The organism is Vreelandella nanhaiensis, from assembly GCF_003990185.1.
In the GTDB taxonomy this organism is placed as follows: domain Bacteria; phylum Pseudomonadota; class Gammaproteobacteria; order Pseudomonadales; family Halomonadaceae; genus Vreelandella; species Vreelandella nanhaiensis.
This window is the reverse complement of sequence record NZ_RZHF01000016.1, coordinates 71769-98131: the sequence shown is the minus strand read 5'-3', so window position 1 is coordinate 98131 and position 26363 is coordinate 71769. Positions and strand designations below refer to the sequence as shown.

Sequence of the window (26363 nt, the reverse complement as noted above, 5' to 3'; positions counted from 1 at the left end):
TGAAACCAACGATTCTTGGGCAAAGATGGAGTTCGGCGATCTTACTGTTCACTCGAAAACGAAATTAAACGAACTCTTTGACCGTAATTTCAAGATCATTGATATTTACGAACACGATTCAAAGGTATGACGTTGCTGGGTAAGACAAAGCACAGGCACACTTATTTTGTGGCTGCTTTGAAGGTTATTTAGTTCAATGAGTCATAACACAAAGGTTGAACAGTGGATTTCCCAAGATAAAAAACGCATGAAAGCGCTATACGTAGCGGCTGAAATGGGGCTATCCAATTGGTGCCTTGCGGCAGGCTTTGTGCGCAACCTTGCTTGGGACAACATGCATGGGTACTTACACCCAACCACGCTTAACGATATTGCTCTGATCTACTTTGATGAAAGCGATGTTACTGAAGTGAGGGATCGCCATATTGAAGCGAGGCTCAAAAGCGTTTCCGATTTTCCTTGGTCGGTGAAAAACCAGGCAAGAATGCATAAGCGCAACATAGATCGCCCGTATACGTCTACCTCGGATGCCATGAGTTATTGGGTGGAGGTGGAAACCGCCGTTGGCGCAGCGCTGGATGATAGTGGTGCGCTTGTGTTAGTGGCGCCTTTTGGTGTTGGGGCGTTATTCGATTTTACCATTACGTTGAACTCGAAAAGACCCAAACCACATGAATTTAGGCACCGGGTTGCCGAAAAAAAGTGGAGGGAAACTTGGCCTCGGTTGAGGGTGATCGGTGGTTAAGCCTGGCATTTGTAGACAGGCCAGTTAGGCAATTTTTTTGTGTTGGCCATCGTTGCTGGGATATGAACTGTACCTGTACTAACAGGCAAGCTAAAAGTTTGTTGACTATATAACGTAAGTGGCGAGCAAAATAGTGAAAGGCCCGTATTTTTCTTTTTAGAGTTTAGGAGGAATCATGGCAACTGACATTCAACATCTAGGGAAATGCCTTTGCGGTGCTGTTGGCGTGGCTCTTAAAACGCAAGGAAATAATATAAGTGCGTGCCACTGCTCCATGTGTCGAAAATGGGGCGGCGGCCCTCTTCTCGTTGCCGAGTTTGCTCATGAGGTAAGTTTTACGGGCGCTGAGCATATTACTACTTTCAGCTCCTCCGAGTGGGCTGAACGCGGATTTTGTAAGCAGTGTGGTACACACCTGTTTTACCGATTAAAGCAGGAAAGGCACTACGCCATTCCTGTCGGTTTGCTGGACAGTAGCGACTGGACCTTTACCGAACAAATTTTTATCGACCAGAAGCCCGATTTTTACGCCTTTTCAAATAACACCAACATGCTAACGGAGGAAGAGGTGTTTGCTCAGCATTCAAATAAGTCATAAGTCATAAGTCATAAGTCATAAGTAGTAAGTAGTAAGTAGTAAGTAGTAAGTAGCGCTAAAGAATATACCCATCGAACAGGCTGAAGGGAAAACGATAGGCAGGAGGAAAAGTGAGTTTGCTGGTTAATATCGATGTCGATGATATTGAAATAGCAATCGAATTCTACCGTTCAGCGTTCGGGCTGAGTGTTAGCCGCCGTTTTGGTGTACTGGGCGTTGAGATGTCAGGCAGCTCAGTGCCGATCTACCTGCTTGCAAAATCACCTGATTCAATCGCTGCGCCTGAAACCAGTCTACAGCGCTGTTACAAGCGACACTGGACGCCCATTCATTTGGATTTCGTCGTCGATGATATAGAAACGGCTGTTCAGAAGGCGGTTTCTGCTGGCGCGCGGATCGAAAAGCCAGTCGCTACCTATGAATGGGGAAAGCTCGCGCTTATGGCTGACCCTTTTGGTCATGGGTTCTGCTTTGTTGAGTTTCTGGGGAGTGGATACGACGCGCTTGTAGATAAGGTATAGGTGTTTAAGATTTCACCCTTTTTCCATTGTTGTTTCCAACGCATCAATCATTTTCCTTGCCGCATTGGAAAGCGTGCGGTTGGTGTGCACCAAGTAGCCGAGCGGCCTGTGTATCGGGGCGGTATCTATGGCTAGTTCGGCCAGTTCGTCATCAATCATGCCCTCAGGCAGCAGGCTCCAGCCTAATCCGACGCTGCACATCATTTTCAGCGTCTCCAAATAGTTGGTAGCCATACTCACCGGCAGCGTCAGCCCAGCTTCGGCAAACCTTTGTTCAATCAGCGTGCGGGTAAACGTCATCGCTCCAGGCAGCACGCATTTATACTGGCATAAAATTTCAAGCGTGAGAGCAGGGGCGTGGGCTAGCGGGTGGTCCGGGGCGCAAACAAAGCATAGACGGTCACGCCAGAGCTTAACCACGTGGAGTTGCTCAATAGGGTGGGGCGCAAGCGTTACCACCGCGAGTTCAAGCGTGCCATCCTGCACGCCTTGATAGGCGAACTCTGAATCGAGAAAGTGCAGATCTAGCTCAACCTCTGGATGATGCTGAGTATAGTGCTTGAGAATGGGTGGTAGGCGGTGCAGGCCAATATGGTGGCTGGTTGCCAGCGTTAACCGGCCACCTACCTGGCCAGAGAGGTTGGCAAGTGCGCGTCGGCTATCCTCCACTGCTGAAAGAATCCGCTTGGCCTGGGGAAGTAATAGATGGCCAGCTTCCGTGAGCAAAATACGCCTGCCTATCCGATCAAACAGCCGCGTGTTTACCTGTGATTCCAGCGTGGCGATACGTTTACTGACCGCAGGTTGGGTCAGGTAGAGCTGCTCGGCAGCTCGGGAAAAGCTTTGGGCTTCGGCAACAGCTAAAAAGGCCTGTAGGCTTTGGGTATCCATGGGAGGTTCCGTCGCTAAGGTCTGGCTTGTATTCCAGTATGGAATCGTATCTATAAATAACATGAATTGCTTTTATGAGCGACACGCGTAACACTCGTTGCATTACTGGCGCATAGACGTCAGCGCAAAAAACTAGCAGGGCGCTTGCCCGGGAGAGCCATATGTCAGGTCAAACCCTTTACGACAAACTTTGGAATCAGCATTTGGTGAAGCAGCGCGATGATGGCACTGCGTTGATTTATATTGATCGCCAACTGCTTCACGAAGTGACCTCCCCGCAAGCTTTTGAAGGCCTGCGTTTGGCCAAGCGTAAGCCATGGCGCCTGGATGCCAACCTGGCGACGCCGGACCATAACGTGCCTACCACGTTGAAAGAGCGCGCAGAAGGCAACAGTGGGATTAAAGACCCGGTATCGTTGATTCAGGTGCAGACCCTGGATGACAACTGCGTTGAGTACGGTATCGAAGAGTTCAAGATCAACGACCCGCGCCAGGGCATCGTACACGTAGTAGGGCCTGAACAGGGCGCGACACTGCCCGGTATGACCGTGGTATGCGGCGACTCCCATACGGCAACCCATGGTGCGTTTGGCGCGCTGGCCCACGGGATCGGCACCTCAGAAGTCGAGCACGTATTGGCTACTCAATGCTTGCTGGCGCAAAAAATGAAAAATATGCAGGTGCGCGTGGAAGGTGAGCTTGGCCTCGGCGTAACCGCAAAAGACGTGGTGTTGGCGATAATCGGAGAAATTGGTACCGCAGGCGGCACGGGCTACGCGATTGAGTTTGCCGGCAGCGCGATTGCCTCGCTCTCCATGGAAGGCCGCATGACCGTGTGCAATATGGCCATTGAAGCCGGTGCCCGGGTAGGTTTGATTGCCGTCGACGACACTACTATCGATTACTTGGCCGAGCGCCCTTTTGCGCCGACTGCCGAGCAGTGGGAAGCGGCGGTGGCTGACTGGCGGCAGCTGGTATCGGATGATGATGCCACGTTCGATAAAGTGGTTACCCTGAAAGCCGAAGATATCGAGCCTCAGGTGAGCTGGGGAACCAGCCCTGAGATGGTCACCGGTATCTCCGGCCAAGTGCCGGATCCTCAGGCGGCGTTGGATGAAACCGTGCAGCGCAGCCACACTCGGGCGCTTGAGTATATGGGGCTGCACGCCAATCAGAAAATCACCGATATCAAGCTCGATAAAGTGTTTATCGGCTCGTGCACTAACTCCCGTATTGAAGATTTGCGTGAAGCCGCCAAGGTTGCCCAAGGTAATAAAGTGGCCGACACGATTAAGCTCGCCATGGTAGTGCCGGGTTCTGGCCTGGTGAAACGCCAGGCGGAAGCCGAAGGCCTGGATAAGATTTTTATCGATGCTGGATTTGAGTGGCGCGAGCCAGGCTGCTCCATGTGTCTGGCCATGAATGCCGATAAGCTGGGTGCAGGTGAGCACTGCGCATCGACTTCCAACCGCAACTTTGAAGGGCGTCAGGGGTACGGTGGTCGTACGCACTTGGTGAGCCCTGCGATGGCGGCGGCAGCAGCGATTGCAGGCCACTTTGTTGATGTGCGCAGTTTATCCGCCAACGATGCTACCCACGCCCAGGAGGCTTAAGCCATGAAAAAGTTTACTCGTTTTGAAGGCGTGGTTGCCCCGCTTGATCGCGCGAACGTCGATACGGATTTAATTATTCCCAAGCAGTTCTTGAAATCGATCAAGCGAACTGGGTTTGGCGTTAACCTGTTTGACGAGCTGCGTTATTTAGATGAAGGACAGCCGGGGCAGGATTGTTCCAATCGCCCGCTGAATCCTGATTTCATGCTGAACCAGCCGCGCTATAAAGGGGCCGAGGTGTTGTTAGCCCGGCGCAACTTTGGCTGTGGCAGCTCGCGTGAACACGCGCCCTGGGCGCTGGAAGATTTCGGTTTTAAAGTCGTCATTGCACCAAGCTTTGCGGATATTTTTTACAATAACGCGTTTAAAAACGGCATATTGCTAATCACGTTAAGCGAAGAAGAAGTCGACCGTCTGTTTGTCGGCGTTGACGCCAACGAAGGCTACCAGCTGGATATCGACTTGGAGAACCAGCGGGTAATCACACCGGGTGGCGAAATTCTTGAGTTTGAGGTGGACGCGTTCCGTAAGCACTGCCTGCTCAATGGCCTGGATGATATCGGCATCACCCTGCAAGACGAAGATGCAATCCGTGCCTTTGAGCAGAAACACAAAGATGCCCGGCCTTGGTTGTTCCGCCAGCCTGCCTGATACAGCCACATAAAAGCCATTTAGAATAGCTAAAAAGACATACATAGCGTGGTGCAACCTCATGGCAACGCGCTAAGCGGCGGTAAGCCGTGCTGACTCTTTATTAAGGATTTAACATGACCCATAAGGTGCTTCTTTTACCCGGCGATGGTATCGGTCCCGAGATCGCGGCTCAGGCAGCGCGCTTATTAAAAGCGTGCCAAGAAGCGGGATTGGATATTGAAGTTGAAGAAGCGCTGGTCGGCGGCTCGGCCTACGACGTGCATGGCGAGCCGTTGCCCGCTGAAACACTTGAAAAAGCCAAGGCGGCCAGCGCTATCCTGCTTGGCGCGGTGGGTGGCCCTAAATGGGATAAGATCGAAGATCTTTCCAAACGCCCGGAAAAAGGCCTGTTGGGCCTGCGCAAGAATCTGGGTTTGTTTGGCAACCTGCGTCCGGCCATGCTTTACCCGCAGCTGGCTAGCGCTTCCAGCCTGAAACCTGAATTGGTGGCAGGCTTGGATATCATGATCGTACGTGAATTGACAGGCGGCATCTATTTTGGCCAGCCGCGGGGTATTGAAGAGCGCAATGGTAAGCGTGTAGGTTTCAATACCTATATTTATTCCGAAAGCGAGATTGAGCGCATCGGCCGCGTAGCGTTTGAAATGGCCCAAAAGCGCGGTAAGAAGCTCTGCTCGGTGGATAAAGCCAATGTGCTGGAAGTCACTATCTTATGGCGTGAAGTAATGGAGCGCTTGGCGCCTGAGTACCCGGACGTTGAGCTTTCCCATATGTACGTGGATAACGCTGCGATGCAGCTGGTACGCGCGCCGAAACAGTTCGATGTCGTCGTGACGGGCAATATGTTTGGCGATATTCTTTCTGATGCCGCCGCTATGCTCACAGGTTCAATTGGTATGTTACCTTCAGCCTCATTGAATGAAAGTGGGCAGGGTATGTATGAGCCTTGTCACGGCAGCGCGCCGGATATTGCAGGGCAAAATATTGCCAATCCACTGGCCATGATGCTGTCTGTTGCCATGATGCTGCGCTATTCGTTGAACGAAACGGCAATGGCAGAACGCATTGAAGCGGCCGTGGGCAGCGTATTGAATGACGGTCTGCGTACGGCGGATATTGCTTCTGATGGAATGCAGACTATCGGTACCGATGCTATGGGCGATGCTGTATTGGCCGCATTTGCAAAGTGTTAAGCGTGTTGTTAAGCATGTTAACTAATTAATTGGAAAGATATGATGACGTCGACCACCCAAAGGGGTGGCCGACGTCATTTATAAGTTCTGTGTATAATATGGGTCTCATTCTTTGCTGGAGGACTTCACATGTTGAAAGTCGGTTTCGTGGGATGGCGTGGCATGGTTGGTTCTGTGCTGATGCAGCGCATGCAGGAAGATGGTGATTTTAACGGCATTGAGCCGGTCTTTTTTACCACTTCCCAAGTAGGCCAGCCTGGCCCCGACATCGGCGTAGACGTACCTCCGTTAAAAGATGCGTTTGCCCTTGAAGACTTGAAAGCGCTGGACGTGATCGTAACCTGCCAGGGCGGCGATTACACCAAGCAGGTATACGCGGATCTACGCAAAAACGGCTGGCAGGGTTTCTGGATTGATGCGGCCAGCACGCTGCGTATGGAAGACGAAGCCACCATCATACTTGACCCGGTTAACCGCAAGGTAATTGATGCGCAGCTTGCCAAGGGCGCCAAGACCTTTGTGGGCGGCAACTGCACCGTTAGCCTGATGCTGATGGGCCTGGGTGGCCTGTTTGAAGCCGATATGGTCGAGTGGATGACCTCCATGACCTATCAAGCGGCTTCCGGTTCGGGCGCCAAGCACATGCGTGAACTGCTCAATCAAATGGGTCAACTGCGCGATAGCGTTAGCACCGAACTGGCTGATCCTGCCAGCGCGATTTTGGAAATTGATCATAAAGTGACCGCCGCAATGCGTGGCAATGACTTCTCGATTGAGAATTTTACTGCACCGCTCGCTGGCAGCCTGCTGCCCTGGATCGATAGCAAACTCGAGAATGGCCAGAGCCGTGAAGAGTGGAAGGGCTTCGTTGAGACCAACAAAATTCTGGACCGTGGCGAAAACCCTGTGCCGATTGATGGTCTTTGCGTGCGTATCGGTGCCATGCGCTCACACAGCCAAGCCTTTACCATCAAGCTGAAGCAGGATGTGCCGCTTGATGAAATTGAAGAACGCATTGCCCAGCACAATGAGTGGGTCAAGGTGATTCCCAACGATAAAGAGGCCACGGTTGCAGGTTTAACGCCCGCTGCCGTTACCGGCACGTTGAATATTCCGATCGGCCGTTTGCGTAAGCTCAATATGGGCGGTGAATACCTTTCAGCGTTTGGCGTGGGCGACCAGCTTTTGTGGGGCGCCGCAGAACCACTCAAGCGCATGCTGAAGATTCTGCGCGAGCAATAAGCCGGCAAGCATGCAGGTTTATAAACGGGGAGCTAAAAGCTCCCCGTTTTTTTGTAAGTGGCGGCGAAGGCAAGTTTTCTATAGAGATAAGAGTATGCGCTAGCTTCTAATGTATGTTAATTATGATTAGACTGAAGAGTGGAGCATGATTGCAACATGGCAGGGAGCTAATCAATAACGTGTTTAGAAAAAAATTATCGCTGCAGATAGCCTGTAAACCGCTCACTTTACTTGGACTGGGCGCCGCTAGTTTTTGTACTTTAGCCGTTGAGTTGGGGCCTGCCTCGGTTACCTCTCCCTTGCAGGCACCGTTAGCCGCAACCATACCTTTACTTGATTCAGAGGCTTATTCGCTGGATGAGCTTGAGGTTGCTATTGGCAAGGAGCCTGCTTTCGCCGCTGCGGGACTAGAGTGGATGCCCGAGATCGATAATGTACATACCGAACTGCAGGAGCAGCAGGGCGTTCGTCAGGTTGTAGTGCGCTCACCTCAGCCTATCTCGGCCCCCTGGCTTGATTTGCTGCTAACGGTTGAGTACCCAGAAGGCCAGCTAACACACCCTGTCACGCTGCTATTTGATCCATCTGATTATGCGCTCGGTGCCGCCAGTCAAGCCACTGCTTCTAGCGCCCACATCGAAACATCATCCAATAGCGTGCTCGTGTCAGAAAATTTAAATACTATAAATGGTGCGAAAAATGTAGAGGTGCTGAAGGGCGATACGTTATGGCAAATTGCCCTGCGCAGCAAACCTGACCATATTAGTGTGCCGCAAATGATGCTGGCGCTGGCAGAGGCAAATCCGTCTATTTTTCCTGCGGGTGACATCAATAGTTTACGTGCGGGGCAAACGTTGAATGTGCCCCATGCATCGCAGTTAAACGGACGCACACGTACTGATGCCGCTCAGGCTGTACAGGCAATGGTTGCCCATGGACAGCATCATACTGCTCAGCCTGCTCCTGAACTTGTAAAAGAGGCAGGCGATCAGGTCGAAACGCGGGTAGCTCCTGTGGCCGTGCCTCAATCAACCCAAGGGACTGAACAAGGCAATGCCATTGCTGAGCTCGCAGCACAGCTGAACGAAAGCCAGGCAAACTGGCAGCAGGCACAGGTAGAGCGTGAGCAACTGCGCCTGGAACTTGAAGGGCTGCGGGAAAGTGTCAGCGCACTCAAGGAGCGCATGAGTGAGCTTCAGCCTGCCTTGCCTGACGCAATAGCGCCTGCAAGTGCTGGATTGCCTGTTGAGACTGCGCATATTGACCAGCACGGTGCACACCCAAGCGAATTACTGACCGGATTGGAGCGCTATCAGTGGCCGCTGATTAGCTTGGCGTTAGTGCTTCTTCTGGCTGGGTTGATATGGCGTCGAAAGCAGCGTGAGGGTGAAGAGCATGGCCACAAGCAGTACTGTGAAGACATTTCCCTTGCTGGGCCTGCTCCTTTTAGATCTGATGTTGTGTCGTCTGGTAAACAGGACTTCCAAGCTCAATCGGAGAATATACCGTTATCTTGCGTAGACAAAACAAGTATAAGGTACACTTTTTCCGGTCAAGCAGCGCAAGCAGATAAAGAGGGTGACCGGAAAATAACCTCGGGCGACGCAGAAATAAAGCAATCATCAGAACGTGCTGATCTTTCCCGAAGTCAGGCGGCGGGGTTGACAGGGCAGCGCCTTGAACCTTTGGTAGCGGAAAAACAGCACATCAATAATGATGTGCCGCCAACCGGCTATCGCTTAGAAGTTAACGATGCAGTTGATTCATCCGGTTTTGTATCCGCAAACTCAACACCGTCGGCGCCCTCTGTAGGGAATAATACGCCAAACAAAACGCAGCAAGCTCAGTGGAAAATCGAAGAGGTAGCATTCAAGCCTTCAGGCCGGGATAATAGTTAACCTTTTGAACTCTTGATGACGTGGCTTGATGACCCTGTTCTACCACTTTGACGAAACACAGCCGCTGAAAGGCCGCTTGGCGATGGGCATTGAATACGATGGCTCGCGCTTTTGCGGTTTTCAACGTTTAAAGCATGCCGCTTCCGTGCAGGGGGCTTTAGAAGATGCCTTGACGAAGGTAGCCAACGCGCCTGTACAGATCCATGCCAGCGGGCGTACTGATTCAGGTGTTCATGCCACACGCCAAATCATTCATTTTGATGCACCCGCTGAACGTTCTGAAAAAGCCTGGATTTTTGGCGCTAACACGAATTTACCTCGCGATGTAGCAGTGCGCTGGATCAAGCCGGTATCAGATGACTTTCATTCGCGCTTGGGAGCATTAGGCCGACGCTATCGATATCTGGTGCTCAACCAGATTAGTCGCCCGGTACTTGAGCGCAATAACGTTACATGGTGCCGTGACCCGCTGGATGCTGACGCCATGCATCGTGCTGCCCAGGCGCTGGTGGGTGAGCACGACTTTACAAGCTTTCGCGCGGCGGGCTGTCAATCAAAGACCCCGTGGCGACAAATGCATTTTGTGGATGTGAAACGCTATGGCCCGCTGGTGATGATTGATATTCAGGGCAATGCGTTTTTGCACCATATGATTCGCAATATTGCAGGGGCGTTGATAAGCGTGGGGCGTGGCGCCCAGGATGAAGGCTATATTGAACGATTGCTGGCACTTAGGAATCGTAAGCTTGGGGATGTAACGGCTTCCGCCAGTGGGTTACATTTTGTCGACTCGCTTTATGATGAGCGCTTTGATCTGCCTAAAGAGCCGTTAGGACCTAATTTGCTCGCCTTTACCGGCGAGTGGACGGGTGAGCGAGCGCTTCCGGACAGCCCACGGGTGGCTGCGCGTCGTAAGCTTACCTTCACTAAAAAAGCGTCAGATCCAGCTCAGGAGAGTTTATGAATCAGATTGGCAGGCGGAAGCGGACGCGCATCAAGTTCTGTGGCCTGACCCGGGCTGAGGATATTGAGCGCGCGGTCATGCTGGGTGCGGATGCGCTGGGCTTTGTAATGTGGCCCAAAAGCGCTCGGGCGATTACCTGTGAGCAGCTGGCGATGCTTTCAGCCGCTGTGCCTGCTTTTGTTACCCGCGTGGGGCTTTTTGTCGATCAGAGTCCTGAGTTAATAACCGCCTGCCTGCCGTACCTGGATTTGATTCAGTTCCATGGCAATGAGTCAGCGGCATTTTGTGCCCAGTTCGATCGCCCTTGGGTAAAGGCGCTGCGAATGCGTGATGACATCGACCTGCACCAGGCAGCCGACCAGTATCATGGCGCCCAGGCGCTATTGCTGGATGCGTATCGCCCAGGCGTACCGGGTGGCACTGGCGAGGTGTTTGATTGGTCGCGAATCCCTACAAATCTTGCAAAACCTGTTATTCTCGCTGGCGGGCTAACGGCTGCAAATATTGCCTCCGCCGTGGGCCAGGTTGCTCCTTATGCTGTTGATGTTTCAGGTGGAATTGAAGAAGCGCCTGGCTGTAAGGATGCAGAAGAAATGGCTATGTTTGTTAATCAAGTGTCGTTGGCCGACGCTCGCTAAGCACGCCGCGCAGTTGCCCCTGTACAGCTGCGTACCCTGTTTTTTCAATATTTGCCTGCGCTGGCAATCTGTGAGGTATCTCTGTGACTGTCTCAGCAACTGGTGCTCACGAAACTGTTTCTGGAACCCGGTTCAGCGACCTGACCCGAATGCCGGATGTCCGCGGCCATTTTGGCCCCTACGGCGGTCGGTTTGTGTCAGAAACTTTAAGCTATGCGTTGGAAGATCTTGAGAAAACTTACTTAAGCTTGCGCGATGATCCTGCCTTTCAAGCAGAGTTTGATCACGACCTGGCCCACTATGTGGGGCGTCCATCGCCGCTTTACCATGCCGAACGATGGTCCAGGGCGCTGGGCGGCGCGCAGATCTGGTTGAAGCGAGAAGACCTCAATCACACCGGCGCCCACAAGGTAAACAATACGATTGGCCAGGCGCTGTTAGCCAAGAAAACGGGCAAACCGCGGGTTATTGCTGAAACGGGCGCTGGTCAGCATGGCGTAGCGACTGCAACGGTCGCCGCACGCTTGGGACTTACGTGCGATGTATATATGGGCGCCGAAGACGTTCAGCGCCAAAAGCTTAACGTCTATCGCATGCGTTTGCTGGGCGCCCGGGTAATTCCGGTGGAGTCGGGGACCCGCACCTTAAAAGATGCCATGAATGAAGCGCTGCGCGATTGGGTAACCAACGTTGATACGACCTTCTACATTATCGGGACAGTGGCAGGCCCGCACCCATACCCCCAGCTGGTACGCGACTTCAATGCGGTGGTGGGGCGCGAAGCGCGGCGTCAGTCGCTTGAACAGATTGGCCGTTTGCCTGATGCGCTGATCGCCTGTGTCGGCGGTGGATCTAATGCCATTGGGCTTTTTTATCCGTTCGTCGAGGATGATGCAGTTGCGATGTATGGCGTTGAAGCGGGCGGCGACGGTGTTGAGACCGGCCGTCATGCTGCGCCGCTTTCCTCTAATGCCCCGCGAGGCGTACTGCATGGCAATCGCACCTACCTGATGTCTGACGACGCGGGGCAGGTGTCCGATACGCATTCGATCTCTGCGGGACTTGATTACCCAGGCGTTGGCCCGGAGCACGCGCTATGGAAAGACGTGGGGCGAGTAAACTATGTGGCCGCAAACGACAAGGAAGTGTTAGAGGCTTTTCGTGAGCTAACGCAGATGGAAGGTATTATGCCTGCGCTCGAGTCTGCCCACGCCCTGGCCCATGCCAAGGTATTGGCCCCTACCATGCGTTCTGACCAGCACATCGTGGTCAATCTCTCAGGGCGGGGTGACAAAGACATCATGACGGTCGCCAGGATTGATGGCATCGAATTTTAAGGGCAGCTTTTTAAGGGCAAACATGAATCGTATTGATCAGCGTTTCAGTGAACTTAAGCAACAGGGCCGTAAGGCCCTGATCCCTTACATTACCGCAGGCGACCCGGCGCCCCAATATACCGTTGGCTTTATGCATGCGTTGGTGGATGCAGGTGCCGATATTATTGAGCTTGGCGTACCGTTTTCAGATCCTATGGCGGATGGGCCGGTGATCCAAAAAGCTTGCGAGCGAGCGCTTAAGAAGGGCACTCGTCTAGTGGATCTGCTGGATATGGTGGCGGAGTTTCGCCAAGCTGATACCACTACACCGGTGGTGTTGATGGGGTATCTAAATCCGATTGAGCGCATTGGCTATGAGGCTTTCGCCGATAGGGCGGCTGAGGTTGGTGTAGATGGCGTTCTGGTGGTCGATATGCCGCCAGAAGAGGCCGATGAGTTCGGCCCGCTATTAAAAGTACGTAATTTAGCATCGATTTTCCTTATCGCGCCTACCACTTCCCATGCGCGAGCCGCTACAATATGCGCCCACGGTGAAGGTTACCTTTATTATGTTTCACTTAAAGGTGTCACCGGTGCGGCAACGCTTAATGCCAGCGATGTAGCCGAACATCTGGCGCCGCTGCGTGATATGACTGATTTGCCGCTCTGTGTTGGCTTCGGTATTCGCGACGGTGTCACAGCTGCAGAGGTGGCTAAAGTGGCCGATGGGGTGATTGTCGGCAGTGCGCTGGTTAATCGTATTGCCGAACATGCAGAAACACCCGAAATTATCGCGGGCCAGCTAAACAGCGTACTAGCAGAGATGCGAACTGCAATGGACGCCTGACGCTGCCCCTCATCGTCTAGACTGTATTTGATTGACGACACTCATCAAGCTTGGCGTTACCAGGCATTGACGTAAATGGAAGCCTTTTTGATATGAGCTGGTTAGACAAGATAGTGCCCTCTATGGGGCGTATCCAGCGTAAAGACCGTCGCGCTAGCGTGCCCGATGGCCTCTGGCGCAAATGTCCCAAGTGTGAAGCGGTTCTCTATCTTCCTGAGTTAGAGAAGCATAACAGTGTATGTCCTAAATGTGACCATCACTTGCGGTTGACCGCACGTAAACGCTTGGACTGGTTCTTGGATAAAACTGGACGGGCAGAGATTGCAGCGGAGCTTGAGCCCACTGATCGTCTGAAATTTCGTGACTCCAAGAAATATAAAGACCGCCTAACAGCAGCGCAAAAGGATACTGGCGAAAAAGATGCCCTGGTTGCCATGCGCGGCGAGCTGGATGGACTGCCCATCGTGGCCGTGGCCTTTGAATTTACCTTTATGGGGGGGTCCATGGGCGCTGTGGTCGGCGAGAAGTTCGTGCGTGCCGCCACTGTTGCTCTGGATGAAGGTATCCCCTTGGTATGCTTCGCCGCTTCAGGCGGTGCGCGTATGCAGGAAGCGCTGTTTTCACTGATGCAGATGGCGAAGACATCGGCTGCGCTTGAAAAGCTCAAACAGGCGGGCGTACCTTATATCTCCGTGCTGACTGACCCTGTATTTGGTGGGGTTTCTGCTTCTCTTGCCATGCTGGGCGACTTGAATATTGCCGAACCTAATGCGCTTATCGGCTTTGCTGGCCCGCGGGTAATCGAGCAGACCGTACGCGAGACGCTGCCGGAAGGTTTTCAGCGAAGCGAGTTTTTGCTGGAGCACGGAACGGTTGACATGATCGTGCATCGTCACGAAATGCGTGCGCGTGTAGGTGGCGTACTGCGTAAGCTGACGCATCATGATGCGCTAGTCAACGCCGATGATGCCGTTGAAAGCGTTAACATGGCTGGCCCTTCGGCTGTAGAAGCCTCTAGTACCACTGATGCTGACGCTATCCGTGATGAAGCCGGTACAGATTCAATCGACAAGAGCGATGATGCCCACCGCAATGCCTAAATCTTTGACTGAATGGCTTCAGCATCTAGAGACCCTGCATCCTACAGGGATTGATCTAGGCCTCGAGCGCGTTGCATGCGTTGCTGAGCGTATGGGATTGTTTGAAAACCCCATTGCCAAACAGGTAGTGGTGGTAGCCGGTACCAATGGCAAGGGGTCGACCCTTGCCATAGCAGATGCTGTTGCTCGTGGTCATGGCCTTCGCGTAGGCACTTACTCCTCTCCCCACCTGTTGCGCTATAACGAGCGCGTTAAAATAGATGGGCAGGAAATTGCAGATCAACCCCTGATCGAGGGTTTCGAGCGCGTTGAACGGGCGCGCCTGCAAGCGCCCGAAATAAGCCTTACCTATTTCGAAGCAGGTACCTTGTGCGCTCTCTGGTGTCTGGCTCAGGAAAGCCTTGACCTGGCTGTACTTGAAATCGGCTTGGGCGGGCGTCTTGACGCCGTGAATATCATTGACGCTGATGTGGCCGTGGTCACCACGATAGCTCAGGACCATGCCAGCTTTTTGGGAACCGATATTTCACAGATCGGGCTTGAAAAAGCAGGAGTTTTTCGGCCTTTGCGTCCAGCCATATTGGGTAGCGAGTCGCTGCCCAGCAGTGTGGCTGATACTGCTATTGCGCTGGCAGCGCCTGTTTACCGTCTGGGGCTCGCGTTTAGCCATAGTGCGGGTAGTGAAGGCAATTTACTATGGTGTTGGCATGGTCTGACTTCCGAGGGAGATACGATTTCCCTGGATGCGCTTCCAGACCCTGGCCTGCCTATCGATAATGCAGCGACAGCGCTTCAAGCATTGGCAATGACGGGGCTTGTGTTAACGCAAAAAGCCACGCAAAACGCTCTGGCGCAAGTGCAATTACCAGGCAGGATGCAGTGGCTGGGGCAGTGGTGCCTTGATGTAGGGCATAATCCGCATGCTGCGGCTTATCTGGCGCGCCGGTTGCCTGCGCCGCCAGAAGGTGGACGTCAATGGGCGCTGATTGGCATGCTAAATGATAAAGACGCCGATGGCGTGATCGCTGCGCTTGCGCCGCGTATTACTGACTGGGTGTGCGTAACGCTTGATGGCGAACGCGGACGTAAGGCAGATGAGCTTGCTAAGCGTATTACCGCCCAGGGCGGACGTGTACATTGCTGTGCTGACTCTCCTGAAGCAGGTGTTGATGCATTGGCGCCTTTGCTGGCCTCCAAGGATCGTGTTTTGGCAACCGGGTCCTTTTTTACAGTCGCAGCCCTGCTGGCTCGGCCATTGCCACAGGCCCAGTAGCTTTTAAGGCATAGCTCGCTTGAGGGAGAAGATAATGAAATACGGTAAAACAGAGCGCATCAGTGGTATCGTGATCCTGCTTGCCCTGTTGGCGATTTTTGTACCTTGGCTGATGAGTGATCCCGCGCCTCGCGAAGAGCGGCCTCAGCCCACTTTTATTATCGAGCAGCCTGTTGAAACGGCGCGCCGTGACGTGGCAGCACCCCAAATGCCGTCTACGGTTAGCCCACCATCATCCAGCAATGTGACGAGCAGTGACGAGCTGAATGCGCCGATCAACGCCTCTCCTGCACTGCCGCAAACTGATCAAATTGATGCGCCCAGCGAAACGGCGACAGCAACTCAGGAGCCGAGTTCATCGTCCAGCGAACCGGCGCCAAAAAATGATCCGATTGCTGATCTGGTGGCAGCCAACAGTTCAACAGGCAGTGGTAACCAAAACGGTTCATCCTCCTCAAGTGCTTCTGGCCCAACATCCACCCAGCAGGGTGAGTGGGCTGTTCAGGTAGGCAGCTTTGGTGATGCTGATAATGCAAGGCGGCTTGGGAGCCAGCTTTCAGATGAAGGGTTCAGCGTTTTCCAGCGCCAGCGTGATAACAATTTAACGACGGTGTTGGTAGGTCCTTATGCCTCCTCTGAAGATGGCGAAGCTGCGATGGCATTAATTAAGCAGCGGGCCAATGTGCAGGGCCTTTTAGTACGGGTAAGAGATTAAACAATGGCGTTAACGTGGATTGATGCTGTTTTTCTGGCCGTACTTGCGCTTTCGATGTTGTCAGGTTTCGTACGCGGTTTTGTTAGAGAAGCATTAGGGCTCGGTGCATGGGTAGTCGCGCTGATGGTCGCCCGCGTGCTTGCCGAGCCGGTCGCTGAACTGATGAGCGGGTTCATCGACAGTTTCGATGCCCGTCTAGTGCTGGCGTTTGCGCTGGTAATCTTTGCCGTCATTTTACTTTGTGGAATTGTTATTCGTTTGGTACACGCTGCGGTAGAATGGGTGGGAATGGGGCTTTTGAATCGCTTTGCCGGGGCGGCGTTTGGGATCGCACGTGGTGCGGTGATTCTCTTGGTGGTGACGGTATTGATTACGCTGACACCTCTGGCCGAGCTTCAGGCGTGGCAGCAGGCGTCGCTACGTCCGACCTTTATCGAATTACGCGACTGGGCGGTCAGCCAGCTGGATCAGTGGGAGCGTGAGCTGCCCGAGGCGCCTGCCTCACTGCGCGATATATCATTGCCTGACCTTCGCACGCGAGATGGGATTACGCCTCCGTCAATGGATAGTCAGTAGTATCTGCTGCTACCTGTCGAAACTTAAGAGCCGACATTAAAAGCAGTCTGAAAAGTTTCAAGAATGTACGGGCTTGTTTCGGCAAGCCATGGCACTAAAGCGAGGTAACTTGAATGTGCGGTATAGTCGGCCTTCTGGCCAAGCAAGCGGTAAATCAGGGGATCTACGATGCCCTGACCGTACTTCAGCATCGGGGCCAGGACGCTGCCGGCATGATGACCTGGAACGAGGGACGCTTCCTACTGCGCAAGAGTAACGGGCTGGTGCGTGATGTTTTTCACACCCGCCATATGGCTCGCCTCAAGGGTAGCCTGGGCATTGGCCACGTACGTTATCCAACGGCTGGTTCTTCAAGCGAAGCGGAATCTCAGCCGTTTTATGTCAACTCTCCTTACGGTATTGCGTTGGCGCATAACGGTAACCTGACCAACTCCGAGCAGTTAAAGCAGGAGTTGTTCTCGACCGATCTGCGTCACATCAATACCAGCTCCGATTCTGAAGTGCTGCTTAACGTGTTTGCCCATGAGCTGGGCAAGCAGGGCCTGCACCTGGAAGCGGAAGATATCTTTGATGCCGTACGTAGAGTGCATCGGCGCTGCAAGGGCGGCTACGCGGCGGTCGCGATCATTAACGGTTTCGGTATGGTGGCTTTCCGGGATCCTCATGGGATCCGCCCAGTCGTATTTGGTACTCGCCAGACCGATAGCGGCCAGGAAGTGATGATTGCCTCTGAATCGGTGGCGCTAGATGTTGGCGGTTTTGAGCTTGAGCGTGATCTGGCACCGGGGGAGGCGATTTTTGTCGATATGCAGGGCCAGTTCCATACTCAGGTATGCGCTGATCGTCCGCTGCTGCGCTCATGCATTTTTGAGCACGTTTATCTGGCGCGCCCAGACTCCATTCTGGACGGCGCTTACGTTTACGGTACGCGCATGCAGATGGGACGCAAGCTAGGGGATCGCATTCTCAACGAATGGCCGGATCACGATATCGATGTCGTGATTCCGATTCCTGATACGTCACGCACCTCTGCGCTGGAAATGGCTCAGCACCTTGGAGTCACTTACCGCGAAGGCTTTATGAAGAACCGCTACATTGGCCGAACCTTCATCATGCCGGGCCAGACCCAGCGTAAAAAATCAGTACGTCAAAAGCTCAACGCGATTGATGTTGAGTTCAAGGGCAAGAACGTCCTGCTCGTGGATGACTCCATCGTACGTGGTACTACCTGTAAGCAGATTATCCAGATGGCCCGCGATGCTGGCGCCCGCAAGGTCTATTTTGCTTCAGCCGCGCCGCCGGTACGCTATCCAAACGTATACGGCATTGATATGCCGGCTGCCACCGAGCTGATCGCTCACGGTCGTACAGAAGATGAAGTGGGCGAGCTTATCGGTGCAGACCGCATCTTCTACCAGGACCTTGAAGATCTGAAAGACGCCTGCCGCGAAGTCAACCCGGAAATGGAAGCCTTTGACTGCTCAGTCTTTGATGGCAACTATGTGACGGGCGATATCGACGAGGCCTATCTGGCGGTGTTGGAAGCAAGCCGCAACGATTCTGCCAAGGATCAGAGTGCTGGTGATCATGCGCTAGTGGATATGCACAATCAGGATGATGATCTCGACGACTAATTTCTGGTCACAGACGCTTACTGAAAATAAGGGGTACGCCCATGCACAATGATAGCCAACAAGATGAGTGGTCGTTAGAGACGCTGGCAATCCGTGCAGGCCACCACCGCACCTTTGAACAGGAGCATTCGGAGCCGATTTTCCCGACTTCCAGCTTCGTCTATGAGAGCGCTGCTGAGGCGGCGCGTAAGTTCGGTGGAAAGGAACCCGGTAACGTGTACTCGCGCTTTACCAACCCGACCGTGCATACTTTCGAGCGCCGCTTGGCGGCGCTTGAGGGCGGTGAACGTTGTGTCGCGACAAGCTCGGGTATGGCGGCCATTTTGTCTACAGCACTTGCGCTACTATCTGCAGGCGATGAGATTTTGGCATCGCGTTCGCTGTTTGGCTCTACCGTTAGCCTGTTCGATAAGTACCTGGGCAAGTTTGGGATTACCACGCGCTACGTTGAACTTTCCAATCTTGAAGCGTGGGAAGCTGCTATTACGTCTAAAACACGTTTATTATTTGCTGAAACGCCCTCCAATCCACTTTCTGAAATTGCGGATATTCCGGCATTGGCCGCACTGGCAAAGCGCCATGATGCGTGGCTTGCAATTGATAACTGTTTCTTGACCCCGGCGCTTCAGCAGCCCATAGCGCTAGGTGCCGATCTGGTCATTCACTCTGCTACCAAGTACTTGGACGGGCAAGGAAGGGCCATCGGCGGCGCTGTGGTAGGCAAGCACGAGGTGCTGGAAGAAATTTTTGGCGTAGTGCGCACCTGCGGGCCTTGCCTGAGCCCGTTTAATGCCTGGATATTTACCAAGGGGTTGGAAACGCTTTCACTGCGTATGAAAGCCCATTGTGAAAATGCATTGACGCTGGCTCGCTGGCTGGACCAACACCCAGCGGTAAGTAAAGTGCATTACAGTGGCCTGGAAACGCATCCACAGCATGCGCTTGCTAAGCACCAGCAGAAAGGTTTTGGCGCTGTTTTGGGGTTTGAAGTAATTAACGGGCAAGAGGGTGCCTGGCAGGTTATTGATGCTACCCGTTTGCTCTCCATTACGGGCAACTTGGGCGATGTCAAAACCACCATCACCCATCCCGCTACTACAACACATGGCCGTTTATCGGATGCCCAAAAAGAAGCAGCCGGTATTTCGCCGGGGTTAATTCGCGTAGCCGTTGGTCTTGAAAGCCAGCAGGATATTCAGCGCGACCTGGCTCGTGGCCTGGATGCACTGGCCTCTAGCTAAAAGATGGTACCATCAATAAAAAACCCACCTTGCGGTGGGTTTTTTTGATGCTTGTAAAACGTAAGCTTCAACTGCCTTTCAATCAGCAGCAATTATCTACTTCAAGAAGCGTTGCGGTGCGGCAGGTCTGCTGGGGCAACCTTGTCATCGCTATTGATTGGATGATGAGCTTTGGAGCTCGGGGCGATAACTCGGTTTTTTGCAGCGTCGCCATTTACTAGGGGCAGATCAGCCGGCGTCATGTAAAGGTTGTCGACGCTATGGCTTGCTGAAGAGCTTGAGTGAACAATTTTATTGAGTTCACCTGATCCCTGTTCAGCCAGAACAGCAGTAGAGGTCAATGTCATGGCGATGGCGGCGATAAGAGTAAATTTTTTCATGAGTGGCGCTCTCTAATAAAAATACGAATTCAGTTTTAAGTCATTACGACGTGTCGTCTCAGGACGTGCGCTAATATTAAGCGCGCAAAATAAATAAGAAAATTGATTAAAATTGTCTTTTCCTTACTACTTTATTGAATGGTGTAGGGCGATCTTCTTGGAGATACAAAAGTAAGCATATATAGAATTTGTTAGCCGGTTATTCAGTGGTTTTTACGAATGAAGTATTCTGCTTTTTTCAGCAGTCATATTCATCACATGTCAGTATGCTTTACTGGTAAATTCGCGATTTGCTTCATATTAATGGCACATACTGGCCAGTGACCTTGTAAAAATGGATAAGGAATAAAAAAAGATGTGGCGTAACACACGCACGCGCTGGGGAGCGGTGAGTATTCTTTTTCACTGGCTAAGTGCTCTGGCAATTATTGGCCTGTTTATACTCGGCTGGTGGATGACAGGGCTTGGCTATTATGACAGTTGGTATAATTTTGGCCCTTGGGTTCACCGCTCAATCGGTATCTTGCTGTTGTTGGGCACCTTTGCCAGGATCATTTGGCGTTTATTGCAGCCTACGCCTGCCGGTGAGGGTAGCCGCTTAGAGAAACTTGCCGCACACCTTGGTCATATTGCGCTCTACGTGATTTTGCTGATTGTCATGTGCAGTGGCTATCTGATTTCGACGGCAAGCGGGCGTAGTATTAGTGTATTTGGCTGGTTTGATGTACCCGCTTTGGTCTACGGGCTTCCGAACCAGGCCAGCATTGCTGGCGATATTCACTGGTACAGCGCGCTGGCGCTCGTAATCCTGGCCGCTGGCCATGCACTGGCCGCCTTCAAGCATCATTGGATCAATAAGCGCGATACGTTGATTCGAATGATCAATCCCGTGCATCGCCCCAGAAAAATATAAGTGTGAAACTGCTGGGTTGGAAATCTTGCACCGGCAGAGTTTGAGAAAACGAGTTTCGAACGCTGCGACCACCTTATACTCGTAGCGCCTACTATGGAAAGTAAGGAGATATTGATGATGTTGAAAAAGACTGCATGTGCATCTGCCATTGCTGCTGCGTTACTGGTACCCCTGAGTCAGGCGCAGGCAGCCGACTATCAAGTGGATACCGAAGGCCAGCACGCTTTCGTTCAGTTCAAGATCAGCCACCTGGGCCTGTCCTATCTGTTGGGCAGCTTCAAAGAGTTTGACGGCCAGTTCACCTATGATGCTGATGACCTGGATGCCTCTTCTGTAGAGTTTGAAGTTCAGGTAGATAGCTTGGATACCAACCACGCCGAGCGCGATCGTCATATTCTAAGCGGCGACTTCTTGAACGCCAGTGAGTATCCGACCGCTACGTTCACATCAACCGGTTTTGAAACAACCGGCGATAACGAAGGTATTCTTACCGGTGATCTGACGCTGCACGGTGAAACCCAGGAAATCGAAATGCCGGTTACCCTGATTGGCGAAGGCGACGACCCGTGGGGCAACTACCGCGCTGGTTTTGAGGGCAAAACAACGTTGACGCTGAGCGATTTTGGCATCGACATGAGCGATTTTCCCGAGCCGATGCATGAACTTGAGCTCTATGTGACGTTCGAAGGCATTCGTCAGTAAGCTTTTATAGTTAAAACGCCACCACCTTTGTTGGGTGGTGGTTTTTTTGTTTATAACATCGTGATTTGATAACAGGAGCCTGAGCTTGTCTCATACCTTACAGCAGCGCGAGTTGGCAATAACCTTATGGCGCCAGACATGGCCGATGGCAATTGGTGTGTTGGCGCTATTAGGTTTTCAACTTGTAGATAGTGCTTTCGTTGCTCGTTTAGGTACGGCTCCCTTGGCCGCGCAGTCGTTTACCTTTCCGCTTTCGTTTCTAATCATCGGCATCCAGGTGGGTATGGGAATTGCGATTGCAGCACTCATATCGCGTGCCTTGGGGGCGAATGAGCATGCCCGTGCGAAAAGATTGAGTAGTCTGGTGCTCATTGCTGGTGGTGCCATCATTGGCATTATCTGTATCGGATTATGGTTTTTTTATGAGCCCATTTTCCGCCAGTTGGGCGCGGACACCATAGCGCTTTCGTACATCCGCATCTACTGGGGGCCGCAACTCTTTTCAGCATGGCTGGGTGCGCTGCTTTATTTTATCTATAGCGTGTTCCGTGCCTATGGCAATACCCGGCTTCCGGGAAAAATGATGGTGCTGAGTAGCGTTGCCAACCTGGTGTTGGATCCGCTTCTCATCTTTGGTTTTGGCTCGTGGGATGGTTGGGGTTTGCCGGGAGCCGCGTGGGCAACGTGCATTGCCTTTACGCTGGGCCTGGCGATTACCACTCAAAAGCTTATGTGCAAACAGTGGGTAACGCAGGTCGGGGTCTGGGAGGAGGCAAAGCGCTCCTGGCGACCCTATCTGGGAATTGCCGCACCGGCCATGGTCAGCCAGTTGATGCCGCCCTTGGCTGGCATGATAACCATTTCAGTGGTAGCCGGGTTGGGTGACACGCAAGTGGCGGCATGGGGGCTAGCTAGCCGTTTAGAGACCTTGTCTTTAATGGTAATCCTCGCCATGACCATGTCGCTTCCTCCCTGGTTAGGCCGCTGTTATGGCGCAGGCGATTGGGGGCAAATCCAGCAGCTTATGCGTTTGGCGCTTAAAGTTTCCATTGTATGGCAGCTATCGCTTGGCTTACTGCTGGCGCTATGCGCGCCGTGGCTTGCCATGGCGCTAGCGGGTACGCCTAATGTACAAAGTGAGCTTGCTCTGCTGATTCGCTTTTTACTGCCAAGTTATGCCGCGCTTGGCGTCTGTATGCTGGTTGTGTCGGCAGGTAATGCGCTGGGTTGGCCGCTGCGCGCCATGCTTCTTTCCAGTGCACGGCTGTTCATCTGTTATCTACCTTGTTTATGGGTAGGCTCACAGCTTTTTGACTGGTGGGGGCTGGCCGCTGGTGCGGCACTGGGTAATGTTCTGGCGGGCTTGATGGCTTGGGCTGTTCTTCGACGCATACTATCCCGCCCGCAACGGCAGGCAGGATAGAGTGTCTAGAATGGATTAGCGCTTGGGCGACGCTTCCTGAAAAGAGAAATACACAAATAGCAGCGCCATTGCCAGATAGCCCATTACAAATTCAGGCGCGGCGTTAAAGGCAAGTTTTGGTGCGTGCATCAAGCCGATAAACGAAAATCCTGCCGCAATGGCTGCAAATGCCGCCGCCCGTCGAAACTGATGATCAATAACAGATACGGTCATTGCACCCAGTAGAATTGCCATAAACATGGCGCCTTGCCCCATCACCACAATGGCGCTGGAAATATCGCTGACAACCTCGCCTGCGCCGCGGTTAAACCGGGTCATGATGTAGTTGGCGAAGTAAGGCAGCATGGCAAGCGCCACTGCCGGGTAGTAGCGCGTGTCGTTGGCTTGAAATGCGGTGGCAATCATCGACATGCCGACAAAAACCAGGATGGGCGCTACAACCGAAACCGGAATGATGGCAGCCAGAACGGCAATTAAGCCGGTCATGGTGGCAATTGCATAAACTGCTCCATTGAGAAGACTATAGCCGCGCCCTGCACCCATCCATTTGGCGCCTACGGTGGCAATGTAGACGGTGGTAGGAAACACACCGCCAAATAGCGCGCCTATCATCGTGCCAACGCCATCGGCAGCTTGGCACTCGCGTACGTCATATTTGTCTCCGGCCGCTTCCATTGCTTCAACGTTGTTCATGGTTTCAATAGCGTTGTAAAGCGTGATGGGAAGAACCACGGTCAGCACTGCCAGCATGCCGGTAAATAACAGGCCAAGGCCTTCAAACCAGGCAAGGTTGGGTAGCAGCGGGTAGAAACCCAGGTGGGTAAACGCATCACTGAAGCGCTCGCTACCTGCATCGCCAATCAGGTAGGCCATTGCGGTGCCAATAACAATTGCAAACAGTGACGTAGGCAGTTTGAAGGGCATGCTTACCCGCGCGACAAGCCCGACGATAATAATCGCCAGTACTAAAAGTCCGATAACGGGCACTTCCAGCGTTTTAAACAGCATTTCGCCTGCTATGAATGTAAGCGCGACGCCTGCAACAGCACCCAGCATGGCTGCACGTGGTAGATGATATTGAACCCAGCGGCCAATGATACTGATGGCCGCTTCGATGGCGCCGCTGATAAAGCAGGCCGCTACTGCGACTTTCCAGGCAAGCTCGACATCGCCGGTTAGCTGTTTGGCAGGAAGCAGCACGCCAAACAGGAATACAAACATGACCGGCGTTGAAATACCGTACGAGAGGGCGGTGACATCGGTGCGGTTTTCCTTGCGTGCCAGCCTAGCTGCACTCCAGGCGTAGTAGAAGTTGCCTACCATGACTGCGATAGCCGCTCCCGGTAGCACCTGGCCATAGACAATGGAGGTGGGGAATCCCATGCCCAGCATGGTGATCGCAATAACTATAAAGTTGGCGATATTATTCTGGAACAGAGCGAAGAACGCGTCAGTGTCTTCTTTCTTATACCAGGGGTAATGTGTGCTGGCTGCCGCCATAAAAGGCCTCGTTCGTAAGAGATTTATACAGCGCAGTACCTTAAAGCCAGTCGACAAATAGAGGTTTGACTACTTGGTCAGGTGCTGTGTTGCAGGGAACGCCGCACGGGCGCCCCAGGCTCTGGCGGCAAGCGCGCAATTGTACACAACAATAAAACCGTTCCCAAGGGGCATTCCTACCAAGCAAAACGCCCAGGCAAAGCCTGGGCGTTAAACGGTGCTGACGAGAGCGATTAATCGTTTACAGCAGCAATCGCCTTGGCCAGGTAAGGCAAGTTCTCATGAGAGAAGCCAGCCACATTTGCGCGGCCGGAGCGCACCATGTAGATGCCAAATTCATCACGCAGACGATCAACCTGTTCAGGCGTCAAGCCGGTATAGGAGAACATGCCGCGCTGTTCGGCAACGCAGGCATATTTCTGATCCAGGCCATAAGGCTTCAACGCTTCAACAAAGTCACGACGAAGCGTATTGATGCGGTCGCGCATTTCGGTCAGTTCTTCACGCCACATAGCCGTAAGCTCGGCATCGCTTAAGATTTCGCTGACAATGGCTCCACCGTGAGCCGGCGGGTTGGAGTAGTTTTCGCGCGCAACAATGGCAACCTGGGAGCGTACGTTTTCCATTTGCTCGGTATCTTTGGCAACCATGATGAGACAGCCTGTCCGTTCGCAGTAAATGCCAAAATTTTTGGAACAGGAGCTTGTGATGATCACTTCATCAAGCTTTTCTGCCAGAAGACGCACACCGTAAGCGTCTTCATCCAGCCCTTCACCAAAGCCTTGGTAGGCGAAATCGACCAGGGGTAGCAGGTTGCGCTCGCTCAGAACGTCCAGCACTTCCTGCCATTGCGCTTGGGAAAGGTCAAAGCCGGTCGGGTTGTGGCAGCATGCATGCAGCACAACCACATCACCCTCGGGAATCTTTTTCAACGCGGCCAGCATGCCGGTGAAATCAAGGCGGTTATCGGCATCAACGTAGGGGTATTTATGCAGTTCAATACCCGCAGAGGTGAAGATGCCGTGGTGATTAGGCCAGGTAGGATCGCTAACCCAAATACCCTTGCCGGGCAGTTGAGTGGCAATAAAATCTGCTGCCAGACGCAAGGCGCCTGTACCGCCAGGTGATTGAGTGGCGCTTGCACGTTTGGCAGTCAGTACTGGTGAGTCGTTCCCCAGCACCATAGGCAGTACGACATCGCTGTAAGCCGGAGCGCCATGAGAACCAATATAGGTTTTGGTGCTTTCGTTCTTGAGCAGGCGAGCTTCGGCTTCCTTGACGGCGCGCATTACCGGCGTATTTCCCTTGGAATCGCGGTAAACACCTACGCCCAGGTCAACCTTTTGTGGATTGGTATCTTTTTTGAAAGCTTCTATCAGTCCGAGAATGGCATCTCCAGGGACTCGCTCTATATGCTCAAACATTTACTCAGCTACCTCGTCGGTTCTGGCGGCAAGAATGAAATCATTAAGGTGCAGGCCGTTAATTTGATGGGTCCACCACATCACGGTCGTTTTACCCCACTCAGTGGTAATAGCGGGGTGGTGTCCAGCCTGCTCGGCTATCTCGCCAACGCGTTGCGTAAATGCCAGTGCGTTGGCAAAGTCACGAAACGAAAAACTTCGTGATAGCTTCATGATGCCATCGTGCTCGACAATCCGCCACTCTGGTAATTGTGCAAGATACGCTTGGCGTTCGCTCTCATTAACAGACGGCGCATTTTTATGGCACGGTTTACAAGTGCTATCAGCTAGTAGTGACATGACAACCTTCCTTAATGAGGCAG

Annotated in this window: 26 protein-coding genes; 21 read left to right on the top strand and 5 right to left on the bottom strand. The window is 52.8% G+C overall.

Going from position 1 to position 26363, the window contains the following annotated elements:
* Positions 1–196: 196 nt before the first annotated feature.
* The 3 genes from ELY38_RS12720 (at position 197) to ELY38_RS12710 (ending at position 1864) form a co-directional block, all read left to right on the top strand.
* Entirely contained in the window at positions 197–745 is a 549-nt protein-coding gene (locus tag ELY38_RS12720) for a nucleotidyltransferase family protein (protein ID WP_127062654.1), read from the top strand.
* 175 nt (positions 746–920) lie between these two features.
* Positions 921–1343: a GFA family protein gene (locus ELY38_RS12715; RefSeq protein ID WP_185858982.1), complete on the top strand. Its 423-nt coding sequence runs from the start codon at positions 921–923 to the stop codon at positions 1341–1343.
* Between the two features lie 110 nt (positions 1344–1453).
* Positions 1454–1864 (top strand): VOC family protein, encoded by a 411-nt coding sequence (locus tag ELY38_RS12710; protein WP_127062653.1) that lies wholly within the window; start codon positions 1454–1456, stop codon positions 1862–1864.
* Between the two features lie 12 nt (positions 1865–1876).
* On the opposite strand, the gene ELY38_RS12705 is transcribed toward ELY38_RS12710, so the two are convergent.
* Positions 1877–2755, bottom strand: a complete 879-nt coding sequence (locus ELY38_RS12705; RefSeq protein WP_127062652.1) for a LysR family transcriptional regulator — start codon at positions 2753–2755, stop codon at positions 1877–1879.
* Positions 2756–2916: 161 nt separating this feature from the next.
* Here ELY38_RS12705 and leuC point away from each other — a divergent pair, with 161 nt between their 5' ends.
* The 15 genes from leuC (at position 2917) to ELY38_RS12630 (ending at position 19659) form a co-directional block, all read left to right on the top strand.
* Positions 2917–4368, top strand: coding sequence for a 3-isopropylmalate dehydratase large subunit (gene leuC / locus ELY38_RS12700; RefSeq protein ID WP_127062651.1), 1452 nt, complete (start codon positions 2917–2919; stop codon positions 4366–4368).
* A 3-nt stretch (positions 4369–4371) separates the two neighbouring features.
* Positions 4372–5019, top strand: coding sequence for a 3-isopropylmalate dehydratase small subunit (gene leuD, locus ELY38_RS12695; protein WP_127062650.1), 648 nt, complete (start codon positions 4372–4374; stop codon positions 5017–5019).
* A gap of 116 nt (positions 5020–5135) precedes the next feature.
* Positions 5136–6215, top strand: a complete 1080-nt coding sequence (gene leuB, locus ELY38_RS12690; RefSeq protein WP_127062649.1) for a 3-isopropylmalate dehydrogenase — start codon at positions 5136–5138, stop codon at positions 6213–6215.
* 129 nt (positions 6216–6344) lie between these two features.
* Entirely contained in the window at positions 6345–7457 is a 1113-nt protein-coding gene (gene asd / locus ELY38_RS12685; RefSeq protein ID WP_127062648.1) for an aspartate-semialdehyde dehydrogenase, read from the top strand.
* A gap of 179 nt (positions 7458–7636) precedes the next feature.
* Positions 7637–9355 carry a type IV pilus assembly protein FimV gene (locus ELY38_RS12680; protein WP_127062647.1) on the top strand — a complete coding sequence of 573 codons (1719 nt, stop codon included), beginning with the start codon at positions 7637–7639 and terminating at the stop codon, positions 9353–9355.
* A gap of 28 nt (positions 9356–9383) precedes the next feature.
* Complete coding sequence (truA, locus tag ELY38_RS12675; protein ID WP_127062646.1) at positions 9384–10319, top strand: tRNA pseudouridine(38-40) synthase TruA; 936 nt, start codon at positions 9384–9386, stop codon at positions 10317–10319.
* Entirely contained in the window at positions 10316–10957 is a 642-nt protein-coding gene (locus ELY38_RS12670) for a phosphoribosylanthranilate isomerase (RefSeq protein WP_127062645.1), read from the top strand. Before truA ends, ELY38_RS12670 begins: the two co-directional genes overlap by 4 nt.
* Before the next feature lie 77 nt (positions 10958–11034).
* Positions 11035–12294, top strand: coding sequence for a tryptophan synthase subunit beta (trpB, locus tag ELY38_RS12665; protein WP_422822338.1), 1260 nt, complete (start codon positions 11035–11037; stop codon positions 12292–12294).
* 22 nt (positions 12295–12316) lie between these two features.
* Complete coding sequence (gene trpA, locus ELY38_RS12660; protein WP_127062644.1) at positions 12317–13120, top strand: tryptophan synthase subunit alpha; 804 nt, start codon at positions 12317–12319, stop codon at positions 13118–13120.
* A 92-nt stretch (positions 13121–13212) separates the two neighbouring features.
* On the top strand, positions 13213–14220 hold the full coding sequence (accD, locus tag ELY38_RS12655) for an acetyl-CoA carboxylase, carboxyltransferase subunit beta (RefSeq protein ID WP_127062643.1): 1008 nt from the start codon (positions 13213–13215) through the stop codon (positions 14218–14220).
* Positions 14201–15493, top strand: a complete 1293-nt coding sequence (gene folC, locus ELY38_RS12650) for a bifunctional tetrahydrofolate synthase/dihydrofolate synthase (RefSeq protein WP_246009137.1) — start codon at positions 14201–14203, stop codon at positions 15491–15493. Before accD ends, folC begins: the two co-directional genes overlap by 20 nt.
* A gap of 34 nt (positions 15494–15527) precedes the next feature.
* Positions 15528–16208 carry an SPOR domain-containing protein gene (locus ELY38_RS12645; protein ID WP_127062641.1) on the top strand — a complete coding sequence of 227 codons (681 nt, stop codon included), beginning with the start codon at positions 15528–15530 and terminating at the stop codon, positions 16206–16208.
* A gap of 3 nt (positions 16209–16211) precedes the next feature.
* Positions 16212–16784, top strand: a complete 573-nt coding sequence (locus ELY38_RS12640) for a CvpA family protein (protein ID WP_127062640.1) — start codon at positions 16212–16214, stop codon at positions 16782–16784.
* A gap of 113 nt (positions 16785–16897) precedes the next feature.
* A complete protein-coding gene (gene purF / locus ELY38_RS12635) occupies positions 16898–18418 on the top strand; it encodes an amidophosphoribosyltransferase (RefSeq protein WP_127062639.1) in 1521 nt (506 codons plus the stop codon).
* 41 nt (positions 18419–18459) lie between these two features.
* On the top strand, positions 18460–19659 hold the full coding sequence (locus tag ELY38_RS12630; protein ID WP_127062638.1) for an O-succinylhomoserine sulfhydrylase: 1200 nt from the start codon (positions 18460–18462) through the stop codon (positions 19657–19659).
* A 101-nt stretch (positions 19660–19760) separates the two neighbouring features.
* Here the strand turns inward: ELY38_RS12630 and ELY38_RS12625 are convergent, their stop codons facing one another.
* Entirely contained in the window at positions 19761–20039 is a 279-nt protein-coding gene (locus ELY38_RS12625; RefSeq protein ID WP_127062637.1) for a hypothetical protein, read from the bottom strand.
* A gap of 355 nt (positions 20040–20394) precedes the next feature.
* On the opposite strand from ELY38_RS12625, the gene ELY38_RS12620 reads away from it, so the two are divergent.
* The 3 genes from ELY38_RS12620 (at position 20395) to ELY38_RS12610 (ending at position 23077) form a co-directional block, all read left to right on the top strand.
* A complete protein-coding gene (locus tag ELY38_RS12620) occupies positions 20395–20952 on the top strand; it encodes a cytochrome b (RefSeq protein ID WP_127062636.1) in 558 nt (185 codons plus the stop codon).
* 117 nt (positions 20953–21069) lie between these two features.
* Positions 21070–21654 (top strand): YceI family protein, encoded by a 585-nt coding sequence (locus tag ELY38_RS12615; protein ID WP_127062861.1) that lies wholly within the window; start codon positions 21070–21072, stop codon positions 21652–21654.
* 145 nt (positions 21655–21799) lie between these two features.
* Positions 21800–23077 (top strand): MATE family efflux transporter, encoded by a 1278-nt coding sequence (locus tag ELY38_RS12610; RefSeq protein ID WP_422822337.1) that lies wholly within the window; start codon positions 21800–21802, stop codon positions 23075–23077.
* Between the two features lie 15 nt (positions 23078–23092).
* On the opposite strand, the gene ELY38_RS12605 is transcribed toward ELY38_RS12610, so the two are convergent.
* The 3 genes from ELY38_RS12605 to ELY38_RS12595 all read right to left on the bottom strand — a co-directional run bounded on the left by ELY38_RS12605 (position 23093) and on the right by ELY38_RS12595 (position 26340).
* A complete protein-coding gene (locus ELY38_RS12605) occupies positions 23093–24577 on the bottom strand; it encodes an NCS2 family permease (protein WP_127062634.1) in 1485 nt (494 codons plus the stop codon).
* Positions 24578–24810: 233 nt separating this feature from the next.
* Positions 24811–26001 (bottom strand): amino acid aminotransferase, encoded by a 1191-nt coding sequence (locus tag ELY38_RS12600; RefSeq protein ID WP_127062633.1) that lies wholly within the window; start codon positions 25999–26001, stop codon positions 24811–24813.
* Entirely contained in the window at positions 26002–26340 is a 339-nt protein-coding gene (locus tag ELY38_RS12595; protein WP_127062632.1) for a 4a-hydroxytetrahydrobiopterin dehydratase, read from the bottom strand. It lies immediately after the preceding gene.
* Between the last annotated feature and the right edge of the window lie 23 nt (positions 26341–26363).